Origin of the sequence: Streptomyces sp. WAC06614 (assembly GCF_003949795.1) — a bacterium.
Lineage (GTDB): Bacteria > Actinomycetota > Actinomycetes > Streptomycetales > Streptomycetaceae > Streptomyces.
In genome coordinates this window covers 14,908-32,512 of the sequence record NZ_RPRY01000047.1, presented here as the reverse complement: position 1 = coordinate 32,512, position 17,605 = coordinate 14,908, and the positions used below count along the sequence as shown (strand labels likewise).

Annotated in this window: 13 protein-coding genes and 4 pseudogenes; 9 read left to right on the top strand and 8 right to left on the bottom strand. The window is 74.8% G+C overall.

The genetic code is table 11. The annotated features are described in order from the left end of the window. Together EF918_RS09615 and EF918_RS09610 are read right to left on the bottom strand one after the other, a co-directional pair. Nucleotides 1-971, bottom strand: a 971-nt coding sequence (locus EF918_RS09615) for a GAF domain-containing protein (protein ID WP_125643759.1), incomplete at its 3' end; no start/stop codon positions are given. A gap of 113 nt (nt 972-1,084) precedes the next feature. After that, on the bottom strand, nt 1,085-1,933 hold the full coding sequence (locus EF918_RS09610) for a cyclase family protein (protein WP_260610015.1): 849 nt from the start codon (nt 1,931-1,933) through the stop codon (nt 1,085-1,087). Nucleotides 1,934-1,960: 27 nt separating this feature from the next. On the opposite strand from EF918_RS09610, the gene EF918_RS09605 reads away from it, so the two are divergent. Further along, nucleotides 1,961-3,046, top strand: a complete 1,086-nt coding sequence (locus EF918_RS09605; protein WP_125643750.1) for a PP2C family protein-serine/threonine phosphatase — start codon at nt 1,961-1,963, stop codon at nt 3,044-3,046. Between the two features lie 82 nt (nt 3,047-3,128). On the opposite strand, the gene EF918_RS09600 is transcribed toward EF918_RS09605, so the two are convergent. Genes EF918_RS09600 through EF918_RS09585 form a run of 4 tightly spaced genes read right to left on the bottom strand, consistent with a single transcriptional unit; the run spans nt 3,129 to nt 7,997 of the window. Continuing rightward, nucleotides 3,129-3,896, bottom strand: coding sequence for a trans-aconitate 2-methyltransferase (locus EF918_RS09600; RefSeq protein WP_125643748.1), 768 nt, complete (start codon nt 3,894-3,896; stop codon nt 3,129-3,131). A gap of 8 nt (nt 3,897-3,904) precedes the next feature. Further along, on the bottom strand, nt 3,905-5,107 hold the full coding sequence (locus tag EF918_RS09595) for an aminotransferase class V-fold PLP-dependent enzyme (RefSeq protein ID WP_125643757.1): 1,203 nt from the start codon (nt 5,105-5,107) through the stop codon (nt 3,905-3,907). Nucleotide 5,108: 1 nt separating this feature from the next. Continuing rightward, nucleotides 5,109-6,431 carry a pyridoxal-phosphate dependent enzyme gene (locus EF918_RS09590; RefSeq protein ID WP_125643746.1) on the bottom strand — a complete coding sequence of 441 codons (1,323 nt, stop codon included), beginning with the start codon at nt 6,429-6,431 and terminating at the stop codon, nt 5,109-5,111. A 3-nt stretch (nt 6,432-6,434) separates the two neighbouring features. Further along, nucleotides 6,435-7,997, bottom strand: a complete 1,563-nt coding sequence (locus EF918_RS09585) for a Y4yA family PLP-dependent enzyme (protein ID WP_125643744.1) — start codon at nt 7,995-7,997, stop codon at nt 6,435-6,437. 246 nt (nt 7,998-8,243) lie between these two features. Here EF918_RS09585 and EF918_RS09580 point away from each other — a divergent pair, with 246 nt between their 5' ends. From EF918_RS09580 to EF918_RS09555, 5 genes are all read left to right on the top strand, one after another. Continuing rightward, nucleotides 8,244-8,675, top strand: a complete 432-nt coding sequence (locus tag EF918_RS09580) for a VOC family protein (protein WP_125643742.1) — start codon at nt 8,244-8,246, stop codon at nt 8,673-8,675. A 227-nt stretch (nt 8,676-8,902) separates the two neighbouring features. Continuing rightward, entirely contained in the window at nt 8,903-10,171 is a 1,269-nt protein-coding gene (locus EF918_RS09575) for an FAD-dependent monooxygenase (protein WP_125643740.1), read from the top strand. Nucleotides 10,172-10,568: 397 nt separating this feature from the next. Further along, on the top strand, nt 10,569-10,967 hold the full coding sequence (locus EF918_RS09565) for a DUF1992 domain-containing protein (RefSeq protein WP_125643738.1): 399 nt from the start codon (nt 10,569-10,571) through the stop codon (nt 10,965-10,967). A gap of 102 nt (nt 10,968-11,069) precedes the next feature. Further along, nucleotides 11,070-11,645: a PadR family transcriptional regulator gene (locus EF918_RS09560; RefSeq protein ID WP_125643736.1), complete on the top strand. Its 576-nt coding sequence runs from the start codon at nt 11,070-11,072 to the stop codon at nt 11,643-11,645. A 155-nt stretch (nt 11,646-11,800) separates the two neighbouring features. Beyond that, the gene (locus tag EF918_RS09555) at nt 11,801-13,525 is read left to right on the top strand and encodes an acyl-CoA dehydrogenase family protein (protein WP_125643734.1); all 1,725 of its coding nucleotides are present in this window, start codon (nt 11,801-11,803) and stop codon (nt 13,523-13,525) included. Between the two features lie 33 nt (nt 13,526-13,558). On the opposite strand, the pseudogene EF918_RS09550 reads toward EF918_RS09555, so the two are convergent. Further along, nucleotides 13,559-13,945: pseudogene (locus tag EF918_RS09550) on the bottom strand (GntR family transcriptional regulator); the annotation flags it as partial. Here EF918_RS09550 and EF918_RS09545 point away from each other — a divergent pair. The 3 pseudogenes from EF918_RS09545 to EF918_RS09535 form a co-directional block, all read left to right on the top strand. Then, a pseudogene (locus EF918_RS09545) lies at nt 13,945-14,555 on the top strand (ABC transporter permease); the annotation flags it as partial. The pseudogenes EF918_RS09550 and EF918_RS09545 overlap by 1 nt on opposite strands. Before the next feature lie 8 nt (nt 14,556-14,563). Beyond that, nucleotides 14,564-14,740, top strand: a pseudogene (locus EF918_RS09540) (spermidine/putrescine ABC transporter ATP-binding protein); the annotation flags it as partial. Between the two features lie 137 nt (nt 14,741-14,877). Continuing rightward, nucleotides 14,878-15,690, top strand: a pseudogene (locus EF918_RS09535) (endonuclease/exonuclease/phosphatase family protein); the annotation flags it as partial. Between the two features lie 16 nt (nt 15,691-15,706). Here EF918_RS09535 and EF918_RS09530 read toward each other — a convergent pair. Further along, the gene (locus EF918_RS09530; protein ID WP_125643730.1) at nt 15,707-17,593 is read right to left on the bottom strand and encodes a metallophosphoesterase; all 1,887 of its coding nucleotides are present in this window, start codon (nt 17,591-17,593) and stop codon (nt 15,707-15,709) included. Between the last annotated feature and the right edge of the window lie 12 nt (nt 17,594-17,605).

The following is a 17,605-nucleotide window of genomic DNA, read 5'->3' as shown; positions in this document are numbered from 1 at the left end:
CGGGCGGTGGCGAGCGAATGCACGGCGGGGGAGGTCTCACCGGTGAGCACGGCCTCCACGACCACGCCGGCCACCCCGGCCGGGCTGGTGACGGAGTGGCTCAGGAGGGTGACCCCGCGGCCGTGGGCAAGGGCCACCTCGACGGCGGAGCGCTGGGGGGAGCCGATCAGCTCGGCCGCCTTCTCCTTGAGGATCGTCTCGTCGTGCGGGTCCAGCGTCCGCCCGTGGGCCAGCTCGTCCAGCCCCACCGGCCCGGGCCCCTGCCCGTTCCCGCCGGCCGGGCCGCCGGGGCCGGCCTGCCGGGCGGCGTCCAGACAGGTGTGCAGGTAGGTGTGCAGGAGCCCGCGCTCGCGCGCCGAGCTCAGTTCCATCAGCCGCCGCTCGATGCTCTCGGCCGCCCGCCGCACGTGCACGGCCAGGGCCGGATCGTCGTCGTCGCGCGGGTACCCGAAGCAGAGCACCCCGACGATCTCGCCGCTGAGCTGGTCGCGGACCGGGGTGGCGGCGCAGGCGTTGGTCTGGGAGCGCTCCGCGAAGTGCTCGGCGCCGTACACCCGGATCAGCCGACGCTCGGCCAGCGCGAGGCCGATGCCGTTGGTCCCGGCGACCCGCTCGGCGAAGACGAAGCCCGGCACGGTCTGGATGGGCGGCAGCTTCCGGGCCAGGGAGGGTTCGCCGAACCGGCGTTCCAGCACGGTGCCGTTGGCGTCGGCCAGGCAGATGTTCAGCCGGCTGCCCGCGAATCGGGCCGCCAGCCGGTCGAGCACGGGCCCGGCGGCGTGCACCAGCCGGGAGTCGGGGTCGTAGTCCTCGGTGTACGGGAGCTCGGCCTGGTCCGGGGAGAGCCCGAGCAGTCGGCACCGTTCCCACGAGTGCAGGATGGACCCGCGTACGCCGCCCTCCACCGGCTCGCCCAGCAGGAACCGCTCGCGGGAGCGCGCGGGGCCGAGCCGCTCTCCCCAGACCCCCATCTGCATCACTTCCCCTTCCCGGGCCACGGGCCGTGCCGGGATGGTTGCGCACTGAATCAGTCCATTTTGAGTATATTCCGGGTGGTTCGTTGGGGTGGGGGTGTGCGACAGCGTCAGAGCACCGCGACGGGAGCCACCGGCGACCCCGTTCCGCCCGGCACCTTCAGCGGGGACACCACCAGCAGGAACTCGTAGCGCCCCGCCCCGGCGCACGCCGCGGACAGCGCCTCCAGCTCCAGGTTGTCCAGCAGCGGCACCCCCAGGGCCGCCACCGCCAGGGCGTGCACGGGCGAGTGCACGCCCTCGACCGGTGAGGGCCGGACGTCGCTGTCCCCGTCGGACCCCAGCAGGCTGATCCCGCGCTCGGCCAGCAGCGGCAGGGCGTCCAGGTGGAACCCGGCGCTCGCGGCGTCCAGGTCCCAGGGGCCGAGCGCGGCGCGGCGCGCGAACCGGCCGGAGCGCAGCAGCACCGCAGTGCCCTCGCCGGCCGCCGCGCCGAGGGCCCGTTCGGCCGCCCGGACGTCCGCGGCCGTGACCGCCCGCCCCGGCTCCAGCCAGTCGACGCCGAGCACGGCGGGCAGGTCGAGGAGCACCCCCCGGGTGACCAGCGGTCCGAGCGCGGCCACCGCACCGAACCGGGCGCCCGCGGCGCCCACCGCCTCCCCGGCCGGGCGGCCGTCGTAGAGCCGCCCCCGGTAGGCGACGTGCGCCAGCGCGTCGAGGTGGGTCACGCCCTTGCCGTGGTAGTCCACCCCGAGGAAGTCCTTGTACGTGGCCGGCTCCGGCGGCTCCACGTCACCCAGGTCGGTCATGTGGTGCAGGGCCGGCCGGGCGTTGTCGGGTGCCGGCCGGGTGTTCCAGGGCAGCCCCAGCGCCACCGTGGTGCCGGTACGCACCAGCCCGGCGGCCCGGCGTACCTGCTCCGGCCTTCCCGGGCAGGAGACGGCGGAGGCGGACGGCACCAGTTCCTGTTCGCGCTCGCGGAGTGCGTGCCCTTCGCGATCGCCCTGATCGTCCTCGTCATCGAGCTCACGCCCGCCCACGTGATCTACACCGGGCCCCTGCTGGTATCCACACCGGCCCTGGCCGCGCTGACCACCGGCCCCCGGGGCGTCCTCGCCGCCACCGCGCTGGCCGTCGCCGTCAGCATCACCACTGCCACCTGGAACCAGGCCTGGGGCTCCCAGCAGGTGTACACCAACTTCCTGGCCCTCTTCCTGGTGGCCGTGGCGAGCTACCTGATGAGCCGGGCCGTGCGCACCCGCCGCGAGACCGAGCTCAACCAGGTCCGCCGGATCGCCGCGGCCGCCCAGGAGGTGCTGCTCCGGCCGGTTCCGGGCCGCCTCGGCCCGCTCCGCGCGGCCAGCATGTACCTGGCGGCCGAGACGGGCGCACAGATCGGCGGCGACCTCTACGAGGCCGTCCAGACCCGGTACGGGGTCCGCATGATCGTCGGGGACGTCCGGGGCAAGGGACTGCCCGCCGTCCGCGCGGCGGCCGTGGTCCTGGGCGCCTTCCGGGAGGCCGTGCACTACGAGACCGACCTGGCGGAGGTCGTCGGCCACTGCGGCGAGGCCCTGCGCCGGGACGCCGTCCTGTCCGGGACCACGAGCGGGGACGGGGACGCGCTGCTGGAGGGGTTCGTGACCGCGGTGGTGGTCCAGGTCCCCGACGGGCACACCATCGAGGTGATCAACCGGGGCCACCCGGCACCCCTGGTGCTGCGCGACGGCCGGGTCCAGGAGCTGGCACCGGACAGCCCGCTGCCGCCGCTCGGCCTGGAGGACTTCCTGACCGGTCCCTCCGCCCCGCCCGAGAGGTACGCGTTCGCCCCCGGGGACCGGCTGCTCCTGCACACCGACGGGGTGATCGAGGCCCGCGACAGCGCCAAGGAGTTCTTCGAGCTGCCCGAGGCCATGGCCGCGATGGGCGACCGGCCCCGGGAGGAGTTCCTGGAAGGACTGCGCCGTAGGCTGCTGGCCCACACCCGGGGCCGGCTGGCCGACGACGTGGCGGTGATCGTCGTCGACCGGGTGGACCGCTACAACCGCCTCGGCGGCCACCTGGCGTCGTGAGGGCTGCGGCAGCCAGGGCGGCGGGCCCGTCGCGGCCCGCCCCCGCGTCACCGTACGGCGACCATCGCGGCCCGCCCCCGGGTCACCGTACGGCGACCAGCACCCGGCTGGTGCCGTGCTGCCAGACCGTGCCCACCTGGGCGAACCCGGCCTCGTGCAGCAGCGCGGCATGGCCGGAGACCGGCAGGTCGGGGTCCTCGCAGGGCGGGTGCCCGGGTGTGTCCGGGCAGGACAGGAACGGGGCCAGCTCGGGGTCCTCGGCCGCCCCCGACCACCAGGACTCCCAGTCCTCGTGCAGCGCGTCCAGGCTGCGGTCGGCGTGCCGGCGGGCCACGTCCAGCGCGAGGTCACGGATCCGCGGCGCGTCGGGCCCGATGTGGTCGCCGTTGACGAACACCCCGCCGGGCCGCAGCAGACCGGCCAGGTCCCGGTACACCCCGCCCAGCGCGTCCCGGCCCAGGTAGTGCAGGGCGGTGGTGGAGACCACCGCGTCCACCTGCCGGTCCAGCCCCAGCGCCTCCCGCCACCCCGGCGCCCCGATCAGCGCGCGCACGAACCGCAGCCGGTCCCCGTCGCCGTAGTAGGCCCGGCCCAGTTCCAGCAGCAGCGGATCGGCGTCGACGGCGAGCACCCGGGCCCCGGGCAGCCGCGCGGCCAGCCGGGCGGCCAGCGCGCCCGGCCCGCTGCCCAGGTCCACGACCACCTGCCCGGACCGGCCCCGACCGGCGTGCTCGACCACGTCCGCGATGACCGTGCACCGTTCCTCGCGGTCGACCGCGTACCGCTGCTGCTGGCACTCCCAGCGCTCCACCCAGCGCGCAGCCGTGGTGGCACTCACCCCTGAACCCATAGTGAAAATCATTGCAGCTTGGCGAGCGCCACCAGCAACGCCTGCATCTCTTCGGGTGTGTTGTAGACGTGGAGGCTGACCCGCACCGAGGAGTCCCGTACACTCCGCCCGGCCTGGCACTGGTCGTCGGACCGCACCATGAATCCCTCGCTGAACAGGATGAACCCCAGGTCCTGCGCGCCGATCCCGTGGTGCCGGAACGTCACGATGCTGCCGCGCCGCTGGACCGGCGAGTCCGCCGCCAGGCTCGTCGCGCACCCCAGCACCTCGTACGCCGGCATCCGGCTCAGCCCGTCGGTGAGGACCGCCGCCAGGGCCCGGGTCCAGCGGTGGATCCGGTCCACCCCGGCGTCGTCCAGCCAGTCCAGCGCGGCCGTCAGGCTCGCCACGCCCACCGTGTGGGGGGTGCCCCGCCAGCCCCCGGGCGTGAAGGCGGGCCCGCGCCGGCCACGGGCCCACACGGCGCCCGTGCCGGGCAGGGCGAGCGCCTTGTGGCCGGAGAAGACCAGGAAGTCCACGTCCAGTTCGGCCAGGGACACCGGCTGGTGGCCCACGCTCTGCGCGGCGTCCAGGCAGATGACCACGTCCGGGCCGACCACCTCGCGGATCCGGTGCACGTTCATGTCGGCGCCGTACACGTGGTGCACATGGGTCGCCGCCACGAACCGGGTGCGCGGCCCGACCGCCCGGGCCAGGGCCCCCGGATCGTAGTCCCCCGAGCCCGCCTGGTACGGCAGCTCCCGTACGGCGATCCGCACGCCCTGCCGGCCCAGCAGGTCGCGGGCCTCCAGCCAGGGCAGCAGATTGGCCTGGTGGTCGCCGAACGGGACCACGATCTCGTCGCCGTCCGCCAGCAGGGCCGGCAGCCAGTCCCGGGCCACCGTCCGCAGGCCCTCCGAGGCCCCGCTGGTGAAGTGCACCGAGGACCGCTCCGGCTCCGGGTCGCCCAGGAAGCGCTTGATCCGCTCCCGTCCGCCCTCGACCAGCGCGGTCGTCGCGTTCGCCCACGGGTACGAGCCCCGGGCGGAGTTGGCGTTGGTGGTGGTGAGGTACGTCCGCACGGCGTCCAGGACCTCCCACGGCTTCTGCGAGGTCGCGGCGCTGTCGAGATAGGCCGGGTCGGGCCGCTCGGCCACGATCGGGAAACGGGCGCGCAGCGGACGCTGCCAGGCGGCCAGCTCCCGCAGGTCGGCCCAGGGGTCGGTGGTCATGTCAGTCACGCACCAGCGGTGCGCCCGCGTCGCGCCAGGCGATGATCCCGCCCGCCAGGCTCCGGACGTCCGGATGCCCCATCCGGGTCAGCAGGGCCGCGTACCGCAGGGACTTCTCGCCGACCGGGCAGGCCAGCAGCACCGGCCGGCCGGCGCTGAACGGCAGCCCGCCCCGGACGAGCTCCTCGAACAGCTCGTCCACGATGTTGACCGAGCCGTCGATGTGCAGCGCGGCGAACGCGAAGGGGCCGCGCAGGTCGACCACCAGGGGATGGCCCGTCCCGATCCACTTGCGCGCCTCGTCCACGTCCACGGTCCGCGCGGCGGCCAGTTCCGCCGCGGTGACGGTGGTCACCGCGTTGGGCGCGGCGGGGCGGCCCAGCAGGTCGGGGCGGCGGCCGCGGACGTAGCCGAGATAGCTCTCGGCCCGGTCGCACACGACGAACACCGCCGTCCGGCGCTCCGTCAAAGTGGGGTCCAGCTCCTGCAGATGGCGTACGGCGCCGAAGTACGCGGCCCCGCCCGTGGGACCGGACAGCAGCCCGCAGCGGCGCAGCAGGACCAGCATCCCGTCGAGGGCCTCGTCCGAGCTCACCACCTCGACCGTGTCGTACGCCGCCGGGTCGAACAGGCCCACCTCCTGCACCTCGTCCGCCGTCCGGATGCCGGGGACGAAGTCCGCCTTGGCGCCGACCAGGCCGATCAGCCGCACCGAGGGGTCGTGCGCGCGCAGGGCGCGGGCGACGCCGGTCGAGGAGCCGGCGGTGCCGACGCAGGCCACGAAGTAGTCCGGGGCGCGGCCGTCGAGGTCGGCGATGATCTCCGGGCCGGTGCCGTGCTCGTGGGCCTCGGCGTTCAGCGGGTTGAAGTACTGGTCCGTGTGGAGGTACGCGCCGCTGCCGGGGGCGCTCAGCCGCTGGTGGAAGACGGTCAGCGGGTCGGAGGTGTCGGTCGGGTCCAGGCACTCGCTCTGGCCGGGCAGTTCCTCGATCTCCGCGCCCAGCAGGAGCAGCAGGTCCTTGATCTCGGGGACCCGCATCCGGTTGGTGACGCTCTTGAACGGCAGCCCGTGCAGGCCCGCGATCAGCGCCAGGGCCTTGGCGGTGTTCCCGCTGGACAGCTCGACCACCGTCTCGCCCCGGTCCGCCGCGCCGGCCAGCCGGTCGCGCACCATGTTCCAGGCGGCCCGGTCCTTGAGGGAGCCGAACGGGTTGAGCATCTCCAGCTTGGCGTAGAGATCGATGTTCCGCAGCCCGTGCACCTCCGGATCGATCCGCACCAGTGGGGTGTTGCCGATGGCCTCGGTGATGCTGTCGTACCTCATGCTTCACGTTCCCCCGTCTGAAGTGACCGGCCAGTACTGCTCGTCGAGGCACCAGCGCCAGGTGTCGCCCTCCTCTCCGACGGCGATCCGGCGGGCCGGCGGGTGCCGTTGGGCCCGGGTGGCGGTGAAGTCCATGCAGTACCCGGCCGTGTTGGGGAAGGCCAGGAGATCGCCCGGGCGGGGCGGCCGCGGCAGCAGCACGATCCGGCGGGTGATCAGGTCGGCCTCCAGGCACAGGTTGCCCATCAGGTGCACACCGACGGGACCGGGGCCCGGGCCGGGGCCGGTGGGCGGTGCGTCCGGGGCACGGGGGAGCAGCACCGGGTCGACGAGGACCCCGTGCTCCTCCAGGCCGACGTCACCGGCGTTCAGCGCGAGCCGGACCTGAGGCGGCCCGCCGGCCACGTCCTCCCGTACCTCCAGCACCCGGCCCAGGGTGAGCCCGCACTGGTCGACCAGGGCCCGGCCCGGTTCGGCGTACAGGTCGCACAGGCCCTCCAGCAGCAGCGTGCCCAACGGGCGGCCCAGCGACGGCGCGGGCCGCCGCAGCAGCTCGTCCAGGTACGCGGCCCCGGCGACCGGGCGGTGGGCCGGGTAGAGGGCGAGGGCCCCCTTGAGCGTGTCGTGCTCCACGCGCAGCCCGTAGCCGTGCCCGCCCCAGGTCATCGGCGGACGGCGGCCGAGCACGGCCTCGGTCAGGGCGGTGGTGTACCGCTCCCACTGGTCGGCCCGGGCCAGGTAGCTGACGCCGAAGCCGCCCCCGACGTCGACGGCGCGCGGTGCGAAGTCCCGTAACCGCAGCTCCTCGACGGCCCGCAGGCAGCCCTCCAGGGCCACGGCCTTCTCGTCGGCGCTGGTGGTGTCCAGGTGGTAGCCGACCCCGACCGGGTCCAGCGCCTCCCGGTGCCGGCCGAGCAGGTCCAGCAGCGGGCCGAGCGCCTTGACGGCGGTGCCGAAGCGGCTGCGACGGGAGAGGGTCCGGGGACCGGAGGTCTCGAACTCCGCCAGCCGCAGCACCACCGGCAGCCGCGGCAGACCGTAGGTGCGCACCAGCCGGGCCGCCGCCTCCAGTTCGGCCGGCCCGTCCAGGTGGACGGTGACCCCGGCCCGGGCGGCGAGCCAGAGGAACGCGGGGTCCTTCGGCCCGGTCGCCATGACCCGGTCGGGGGTGAACCCGGCGCCCAGCGCGTGCTGGAGCTCGCCGAGCGAGGCGGCGTCGATCCCGGCCTGCGTGACCGCGAGCTGCCGGACCAGGGCGCTGGAGCCGGTGGCCTTGTGGGCGAGGTAGATCCGCCCCGAGAGGTGGTGACGGCGCAGGACCGCGCCGAACTCCGCGAGGTTGTGCGCGAGCTGCCCGGGCAGGACCACGTTCAGCGGGGAGCCGAGCGCGTCCACGAGCTCGTGCAGCCGGCCCCCGGACCGCAGCAGGGCCGCCGGGCCGGGCGCGAGCCGCGGTTCCAGGTACAGCGGTGCGTCGTGCGGTGGTGCGGGGTGCGACGTGTCGGCGTGCGGTGGTGCAGGGTGCGGCGGTGCGAGGTGCAGGCGCGCATCACGGGCATCGCTCATGTCCGGCCGTCCCTCCCCGAAGGAATGCGGACCCGACTCCGCGATCATTCGTACGGCTGTGCCCATCATCATCGCTCTCCCGGTGCCGGATCTCCAGGGGGCGTGGGGGCACGGGGGGCGTACGCGGCTGCCGCGGGCCCTCCGGCGTTTCGGCTGCGCGGCGGCCACGGGGTGCGGGACCGTGGACGGGCCGGGGGCCGCGGCCGCAGCCCCCGGCCCGTCCCGAGGAGGCCGAGGAGGCCCGCCATGAACTGGACGCTCGAAGTCGTCCCGCTCCCCGTCACCGACCTGGACCGGGCGAAGGAGTTCTACGCCGACCGGATCGGCTTCACCGTCGACCTCGACGACGAGGTGGCCCCCGGCGTGCGGATCATCCAGCTCACCCCGCCCGGCTCGCGGTGCTCCGTGGCCCTGATCTCGGGCATGCCGCCGATGCCCGGCACCCGTGCGATGGATCCGGGCACCCTGCACGGCCTCCAGCTCTGCGTGACCGACATCGAGGCGGCCCGCGCGGAGCTGGTCGGCCGGGGTGTGGAGGTCTCGCCGGTCCGGCACGTGGGGGCCACGGGGTGGGCGGACGGCAAGGGCGACACGTGGAACTCGTTCATGACCTTCGAGGACCCGGACGGCAACGGCTGGACGGTCCAGGAGGCACCCTCGGAGCTGTCGCAGCGGTGACCGCCGCTGCCGCCGCTGCCCGGGCCGCCGGGCCGCCCCCGCGGCCGAACCGTCAATTCCTGGTCCTTTCCCATGCTTTCGGGCGTCATCGTCGGCCAAAGTCGGACCGGTGACCGGTCCCGGGCGGCCGGGTCGGCCAGGATGGGCGCGGCGCCCGCAGGCGCCGGCACGAGGACGACACCCGGACGCGGCACGACGAGGCGCCCGGACGGGGGAGAGGAGCGGCGATGCCGGTCGGAGCGGTCGCGGTGGTCGGCGGGAGCATCGCGGGGTGCGCGTTCGCCTCGGTGGCGGCGCGGGCCGGGGCGGACGAGGTCGTGGTGCTGGAACGGACCGGCGGCCGGCTGGCCGACCGCGGGGTCGGACTGTGCATCCACGACGACCGGGCCGCCGAGCTCGCGGCCCTCGGCACGCTGCCCGGCGGGATCGCCGCCCACCGGCTGACCCGGCGCCGCTGGGTGACCCGGGACGGCGCCGCGGAGCCGCTCGGCAAGCTGTTCTGGGACCAGCCGTTCCCCTTCCACTCCTACCACTGGGGCCTGCTCTGGCAGGGCCTGCGGGAGGCGACCCCGGCCTCGGTCGTCTACCGGCAGGGCGCGGCGGTCACCGCGGTCTCGGCGGTCACGGATCCGGCCGGCCCCCCCGCCTCCGGCGGCGACCGGGCGGTGGTGAGCACGGCGGACGGCTCCACGGCCCCCTACGACCTGGTCGTCGGCGCCGACGGCTACCGCTCCGTGGTCCGTGAGGCCCTCAGCCCCGGCTCCCACCCGCACTACGCGGGCTACGTCTGCTGGCGCGGCAACTTCGACGCGCGCCTCCTGGACGGTCTCGCAGGGGGCCGCCCCGACGAGCTCTGGCCGCCGGACTCGGTCACCACCGTCTGCTTCCCCGGCGGCAGCTGTGTCGTCTACCGCATCCCGGGCCCCGAGGGCACCCGGGTGAACTGGGTCCTCTACGCCGCGCCCCCGCAGGACGGCACCCTCCGCTTCGACGACCCGACGAGCTTCCCACCGGGCTCGCTCACGCCGGAACTCGCCGGGCGGCTGGCCGAACTCCTCGACCGGGAGTTCCCGCCGTACTGGGCGCGGGTGCTCGGGCTGACCGCCCCCGAGGACACGTTCGTCCAGCCGATCTACGACCTCCAGGTCGAGCGGACCGCCGCCGGGCGGCTCCTCCTCGCCGGGGACGCCGCCACCGTGGTGCGTCCGCACAACACCGCCGGCGCGGCCAAGGCCCTCCAGGACGCCTGCGCGTTCGAGGCCGCCTGGCGCGGCGCCGCCTCCTGGCCCGACCTGACGCGCGCCTACCAGGCCGCCCGGGGGCCCGTGGGCCACGACATGGTGGCCCTGGCCCGCCGCCTGGGCCGGGCCCAGGTCGAACGCACCCCCGACTGGCCGACCCTGACCCCCCGTACGGCCGCCGCCTGGTGGCAGACCCAACTGGGCGGCGCACCCACCATCGGCGGCCAGTCGCTGACCCGCCCCGGCCCGCCCTAGCCCGCGCCGGTCCGCGTCAGGCGTCTGCGGGGTGTCAGGCGGCGCCCGCGCGTCGCGCGGCCGCGCCCTGCTGCCAGTCGCGGCCCCATGCTCCGGATGAGCGCGGGGTGCACGCCCAGGTGGCGGAAGGGCTTGATGTCCGGCCCGCGCGGGCCCTCGCGGAGGTCCGCCGGCAGCCGGTCGCGCAGGGTCGGGACCCGGGCGCCGAGGCCGTTGCCGGGCCGGTCCCAGCCGAGGAGGGCGCCGAGCTTCCGGCGGACGGCGCAGAGGGCCCGCGCGGTGTCGAGGTCCGCTGCGGCGCGTACAGCCGGGCCGAGGTCATGGACCTGACCGGCAGTGGCTCCTGCGCCGGGCGGTATCGCCGCGCCGGGCGGGGCGGCCCCCGTAGGCTGGAGGCATGACGGAGCGCAAACCCCCGGGGGTCAGCTTCGAGTCGTTCGTGGACAAGCAGATCCGCGAGGCCGCCGAGCGGGGCGACTTCCGCAACCTGCCGGGCTTCGGCAAGCCGCTCCCCGACGACACCGCCCCCTACGACGACCTGTGGTGGGTCCGGCAGAAGCTGCACCGCGAGGGCGTCAGCGTGCTCCCGCCCGCGCTCGCCCTGCGCAAGGAGGCCGAGGACGCGGTCGAGGCGGTCGCGCGGGCCCGGACCGAGGCGCGGGTCCGGGAGATCCTCACCGCGGTCAACGAGAAGATCGCCGCCGCACTCCGCCGGCCGCCCCCGGGACCGCCGCTGCGGCTGGAGCCGTTCGACGTCGAGGCCATGGTCCGGGACTGGCGCTGCGCCGCCCGGTAGTCCCTCCGGCGCCGGGCCCGGCCCCGGGCACGACCGTGAGGCGCGTCTCACCACGGTGTGGGCGCTTGTCTATGCAACGAGTTGCATAGCAGGATCGGGGGCATGGCGCTCGACCACGCGATCCTCGTCTCCCTGCTGGAGCAGCCCGGCTCGGGCTACGAGCTGGCCCGGCGGTTCGAGCGGTCCATCGGGCACTTCTGGACCGCCACCCACCAGCAGATCTACCGCGTGCTCAAGCGGATGGAGGCCGACGGCCTGCTCGCCGTCCGCGACGTGCCGCAGCAGGGCCGGCCGGACAAGAAGGAGTACTCCGTCGCGGCCCCCGGCCGCGCCGCCCTCGCCGCCTGGCTGCACGAGCCCATCGAGCCCGAGAGCATGCGCCACGACCTGGCCGTCAAGATCCGCGGGGCGGCGTTCGACGACCCGGCCGCGCTGATCGGCGAGGTCGAACGGCACCACCGGGCGCACAGCGACCGGCTCGCCCGCTACCTCGCCGGTGAGCACCGCGACTTCACCGGCCCGGACGCCCCCGCCCCGCTCGACGCCGGCCAGGAGCTCCAGCACGTCGTGCTGCGCGGCGGCATCGCCTACGAGCGGATGACCCTCGCCTGGCTCGACGACGTCCTGGCCACCCTGCGCAGGCTCGGCGGCCCGTCCTCGCCGGACGCCCCGGCGTGAACCCGGCCGCGCCCGCTCCCCGTGGTTCCCGACCGGGGCCCTTGACCGAGATCCCTGACCACGATCCCTGACCAAGATCTCCGATCGAGATCCCTGGCCGAGTTCCCGGCCAGGATCCCTGTTCACCCCTCGTACCCCGGAAAGGCGGACCTCCCATGGCCGACGCCCTCCTGTTCAACCCGCGTACCTACGACCCGGCACACTTCGACCCGGAGACCCGCCGGCTGCTGCGCGCCACGGTCGACTGGTTCGAGGCCCGCGGCAAGCGCCGGCTGATCGAGGACTACCGGTCCCGCGCCTGGCTGGGCGACTTCCTCGCCTTCGCGGCCGAGGAGCGGCTGTTCGCCACCTTCCTCACCCCGGCCTCCGCCGCGGGCGAGAAGGACCAGCGCTGGGACACCGCCCGGATCGCCGCCCTCAACGAGATATTCGGCTTCTACGGCCTGGACTACTGGTACGCCTGGCAGGTGACCATCCTCGGCCTCGGCCCGGTCTGGCAGAGCGACAACGCCGCCGCCCGGGAGCGGGCCGCCGAACTCCTCGCCCAGGGCGAGGTCTTCGCCTTCGGCCTGTCCGAGAAGACCCATGGCGCCGACATCTACTCCACCGACATGCTGCTGGAGCCCGACGGCGAGGGCGGCTTCCGCGCCACCGGCTCCAAGTACTACATCGGCAACGGCAACGCCGCCGGCCTGGTGTCCGTCTTCGGCCGCCGCACCGACCTGGAGGGCCCGGACGCGTACGTGTTCTTCGCGGCCGACAGCCGCCACCCGAACTACCACCTGGTCAAGAACGTCGTCGACTCCTCCAAGTACGTGAGCGAGTTCCGCCTGGAGGACTACCCCGTCTCCGCCGCCGACGTCCTGCACACCGGCCGGGCCGCCTTCGACGCCGCCCTGAACACCGTCAACGTCGGCAAGTTCAACCTGTGCACCGCCTCCATCGGCATCTGCGAGCACGCGATGTACGAGGCCGTCACCCACGCCCACAACCGGATCCTGTACGGCCGCCCGGTCACCGCCTTCCCGCACGTGCGCCGCGAGCTGGCCGACGCCTACGTCCGGCTGGTCGGCATGAAGCTGTTCAGCGACCGCGCCGTGGACTACTTCCGCTCCGCCGGTCCCGAGGACCGCCGCTACCTCCTCTTCAACCCGATGACGAAGATGAAGGTGACCACCGAGGGCGAGAAGGTCATCGACCTCATGTGGGACGTCATCGCCGCCAAGGGCTTCGAGAAGGACAACTACTTCGCCCAGGCGGCCGTCGAGATCCGCGGCCTGCCCAAGCTGGAGGGCACGGTCCACGTCAACCTCGCGCTGATCCTCAAGTTCATGCGCAACCACCTGCTGGAGCCGGTCGCGTACCCGGCCGTCCCGACCCGCCTCGACGCGGCCGACGACGACTTCCTCTTCCGCCAGGGCCCGGCCCGCGGCCTGGGTTCCGTACGCTTCCACGACTGGCGGCCCGCCTTCGACGCGTACGCCGAGGTGCCCAACGTGGCCCGGTTCCGCGAGCAGGCCGACGCCCTGTGCACGTTCGTCGCCACCATGGCCCCCGACGAGCAGCAGGGCCGTGACCTGGACTTCCTGCTGTCCGTGGGCCAGCTCTTCGCGCTCGTCGTGCACGCCCAGCTCATCCTGGAGCAGGCCCACCGGACGGACCTGGACCGGGACGTCCTCGACGAGCTGTTCGCCGTCCTCGTCCGCGACTTCTCCGGGCACGCCGTCGAGCTGCACGGCAAGGACTCGGCCACCGAGGAGCAGCAGCGCTGGGCCCTCGGCGCGGTCCGGCGCCCGGTCGTCGACGAGGCCCGGGCGGCCCGCGTCTGGGCCCGCGTCGAGGCGCTGTCCGGCGCCTACGAGATGGCCCCCGGCCACTGACGAACGGCCCGGGCCCCCGCGCGGGGGCCCGGGTCAGGCGTCCGTGAGGGCCGGGCCGGTGCGCCGGGCCAGGGCGTTGTTGCCGATGGAGTTGTGCACGCTGAAGCTGACCGCGTCCGAGCGGTAGCGGTCGTCGGACCACTCCACCGGGCGGCCCTCGCGGGTGGTGGTCATCCGGCGCACCCGCAGCAGCGGGCTGGTCCGGCGCACGTCGAGCAGTTCGGCGTCCCGGGCGCCGGCCGCGACCGCGTCGATGAGGTGCTCGCCGTACGCGAACACCAGCCCCGTGTCGTCCAGCAGACGCTGCGTCACCGACGGGCAGTCCGGCTCGATGCGCTCGACGACCGGGGCGATCCAGCCCGCGTACGCGGTCCGCTCCAGCAGCACCGGCTCGCCGTCCAGGCCGCGCACGCGCAGGACTGCTGCTGATGGTCCCCGCCACGGTCGCGCTGCGGCTGTCCGCACCGAAGCTGCGGCTCGTCGTCGAGGTGGTCTGCTCGCTGCCGCCGGTCGTCCCGCCCACCGCCTTCGTGGCCGGCATCGGCACCGTGCTGAAGTGGGGCCCGAGCACCTCTCCCGCACCCCGCTCTTCCAGACCTTCGTGGCCGTCCAGAACCCCGACTTTCCCGTGGCCCTCGTCCTCGCGTACGTGGTCACGGCCCTGCGGTTCGTCCACCGGGCCCTGGACGCGGGTCTGCGCGCCATCGACGTACGCACCCTGGTGGAGGCTGCCCGAAGCTGCGGGGCGAGCATGCCGCGGGCCCTGTTCAGGGCGGTGCTGCCGAACCTGCGCGGGGCCCTGCTCAACGCCGCGTTCCTCACGCCGGCGCTGGTGCTCGGCGAGTTCACCATCGCCCAGCTGCTCGGCTTCCGGCCGTTCGCCGTCTGGATCGTCGACATCAGCGGCGCCCAGGCCCAGATGTCGGTGGCGGTCTCCGTCACGAGCCTGCTGGTGACCTGGCTGCTGCTCCTGCTCCTCGCCGGCTTCGGCGGCGGCCGCCGCACCTCCTCCACCACCGACCGGAAATGACACCCTTCATGAGCCTCACCGCCTCCGCGCCCGCCCCGGCCGCCGCCGTGGACCGGTCCGCGGCCACCGTCGAACTGCGCGGCCTGCGCCGCTCGTTCGGCACCACCACCGCCCTGGACGGACTCGACCTGACGGTGCGCCCGGGCGAACTGCTCGCGCTGCTCGGCCCGTCCGGCTGCGGAAAGCGGTGAGTTCGGCGGTGGCGCCGTGCGCGTCGACCGCCGTGACGGTGGCCCCGGAGTGCTCTTCGGGGCCGCCCGCCGCCGCGTCCTCCGGCACTCCGGAGAGGGTGCCGTCGACGTGGACCGTGAGCCAGTCGGGGCGGCTGCGGGCCCTGCTGGCCGCCGACGCCGACGTCGTGGGCCTGCAGGAGACCGCCGTGCACGCCGGGCCCGAACTCGCCGAGGCCCTCGGCTGGTTCCACCACCGGGCCGGGGAGAACCTGGCGATCCTCAGCCGCCACCCCGTCACCGGCACCCAGGGCGACCCCGACGTCGGCTTCTACGGCGCGGCCGGCGCCCGCATCCGGCTCGACGGCCACCCCGACGGCACCCCGCACGAGCCGGTGCTGTGGGCGGCCCACCTCAACCACACCCCGTACGGCCCCTACGACGCCGACCCCTGCTTCGCGGGCCTGGCCGCGCACGAACTCCGCGCCCGCGAGGCGCAGTCGGGTCGGGTCCGCGAGATCGAGGAGGTCCTCGCCGCGATGGCCCCCGACCTCGCCGCGGCCGACCGTACCCCGGTGGTGCTGGTCGGCGACTTCAACGCCCCCTCGCACCTGGACTGGACCGTGCCCGCCGCCGTGCTGCACGAGGGGCACGGCCCGGTGGACCGGCCGGTCTCCCGCGCCGTCGAACGGGCCGGCCTGCGCGACTCCTTCCGCGAGGCCCACCCGGACCCGGTGGCCGTCCCCGGCACCACCTGGTCCCCGGCCCACCCGCTCCACAAGGACGGCAGCGGCCGCCCGGAGCCGCAGGACCGCATCGACTCCGTCCTGCACGCGGGCGCCCGCCCCACGGTCCTGGACCCCACCACCGTGGCCACGGGCCACATCGCCCCGTGGCCGGACGTGGCCGCCAACGACTGGCCCTCCGACCACGCGGCGGTGCTCACCACGTTCCGCGACGCCTGAGCCGGCGCGACGAGCCTCATGGCACCTGCGTCGGGGCGATCACCACGGGCTCCTCGACGGGCCGTACGGTGAGGAGTTCCGCGGGGACCGGCCGCAGCCACGCCGCCGTCGGGTCCGCGACCTCTTCGAGGCGCCAGTCCCGGCAGGTGCCGTCGAGGACCAGGGGGTGCAGGGTGAGCGTGCCGTCCCGGGCGATGTGCATCCGTACGAATCCCGTGCGGTCGTCGATCGACTGCCCGGACATCTGCCATTCGGCGACCTGCCCCCGGTCCGTGCACAGCACCCACAGGGCGAACAGCTGGGAGCCGAGCACGGCCCCCGTCAGGGCCCCGACGACCAGCAGAATCAGCAGGATCCAGAACCCGTGCCACCCGGCGGGGACGAGTCCGGCCACGGCGACGCCCAGGCCCAGCGCCACGACCGCGACCGCCAGCTGGAACAGCACGGCCGCGAACGGGCCCGACGGCGCCCGGGGCCGCCGGCCACGCAGCAGCCCGCCCGCCCAGCCGAGGACGAACGGCAGGACGAAGAAGGCGGCGGCGGTGCACAGCAGGGCGAGCAGCTCGTCCGGGCCGGCGTGGCGCACCGCGTCGACCGGATGGCGCCGGCCCTCGGCGAGCGCGAACACGCCGCTCACCAGCAGCACGAGCACCAGCTGGACCGCCCCGGCCAGCACGGCGAACCCCGGGTTGCGCCGCGGGAGCCAGTGCCGTGACCAGGGCGTGGCGATCCCGCGGGCGAGGGCGCGGGACTCCTGCGCGTCCGGGCACGTGCGGGGGGCGCGGTCGAACAGCGGCGGCGGGTCGTCCTTCTCCCGCATCCGCGAGGCGGCCGGCGGCAGCGTCAGGACGGCCGGGAGCCGGTGCGTGGCCGCCAGGTACGCCCCGCCCAGACCGCACGTCACCATCTGGCGCCGCCGGGGGTCCGCGGCCGGCGGCCCGCCCGCGGCACCGCCGCCGACTCCCTCACCCTCGCCGTCGCCTTCCCCCGAGCCGGCCGGGTCCTCGGGCAGCCGTTCCGCGTAGCGCGCGTAGTGGTGCTTGTCCCCGGTCAGCCACAGCCGGATCGACGCACCCGTCGCGGTGCGTTCCCCGGTCGACCGGTCGACCCGGGTCCGGACGATGTTCCGGTCGAACCAGTGCAGGGAGTTGAAGGCGTTGGGGTCCTCCTCGGTCTTCACCCAGGTGGGCGCGGCGGAACAGACGATCACGCTGTCGCCCGGCCGCAGCCGCGGCGAGAGCGTGGACTCGAAGTACCGCAGCTGAGGATCGTCGAAGTAGGAGCCGAGCTGGCTGTCCAGGCCGACGAGCCACCAACGCCCGGGCAGTTCCACGGCGAAGTAGGAACGGGTCTGCCGGGTCTCCCAGCCGCCGATGGGCCGCCCCTGGGCGAACATCCGCAGGAAGGCGGTGAGTCCGTCGTACCAGTCGTGGTTGCCCGGCAGGACGACCATCAGCGGCCGGTCCGGTGCGGAGGGGAGCGCCGCGCGGTAGGGGCCCTTCATCCGGTCCTCGTACGCCGTCGTCGACGCCACCGGGTACACCTGGTCCCCACCGAGCACGAGCAGCGAGCCGCGGGGCAGCGGGGCGCCGGCCCCGGCCACGTCGAGCGCGGGCGCCGCCAGCACGGACGCCAGCGAGTACGTCGACTCGAAGCCGTCGCCGAGGTCGGCGGCGAAGTCGATCCAGATCTCCTCGGCGTCGGGGTCCGCCGAGGGGGCCCGCAGCAGGTCGGCCTGGAGGGCGCCCTGGATCTCACGCTTGTCCGCGTAGTCGGCGAACACGGCCGCCAGCCCGACCTTGACGGCCGTCCGGGCCAGTTCCTTCGGTGCCATCCAGCGCACCGGCTCCTGCGGGGTGAACAGGAGCGCCGCCGCGTGCCGGCGCAGATCCTGGACGTCCAATGGCTCCTCCGT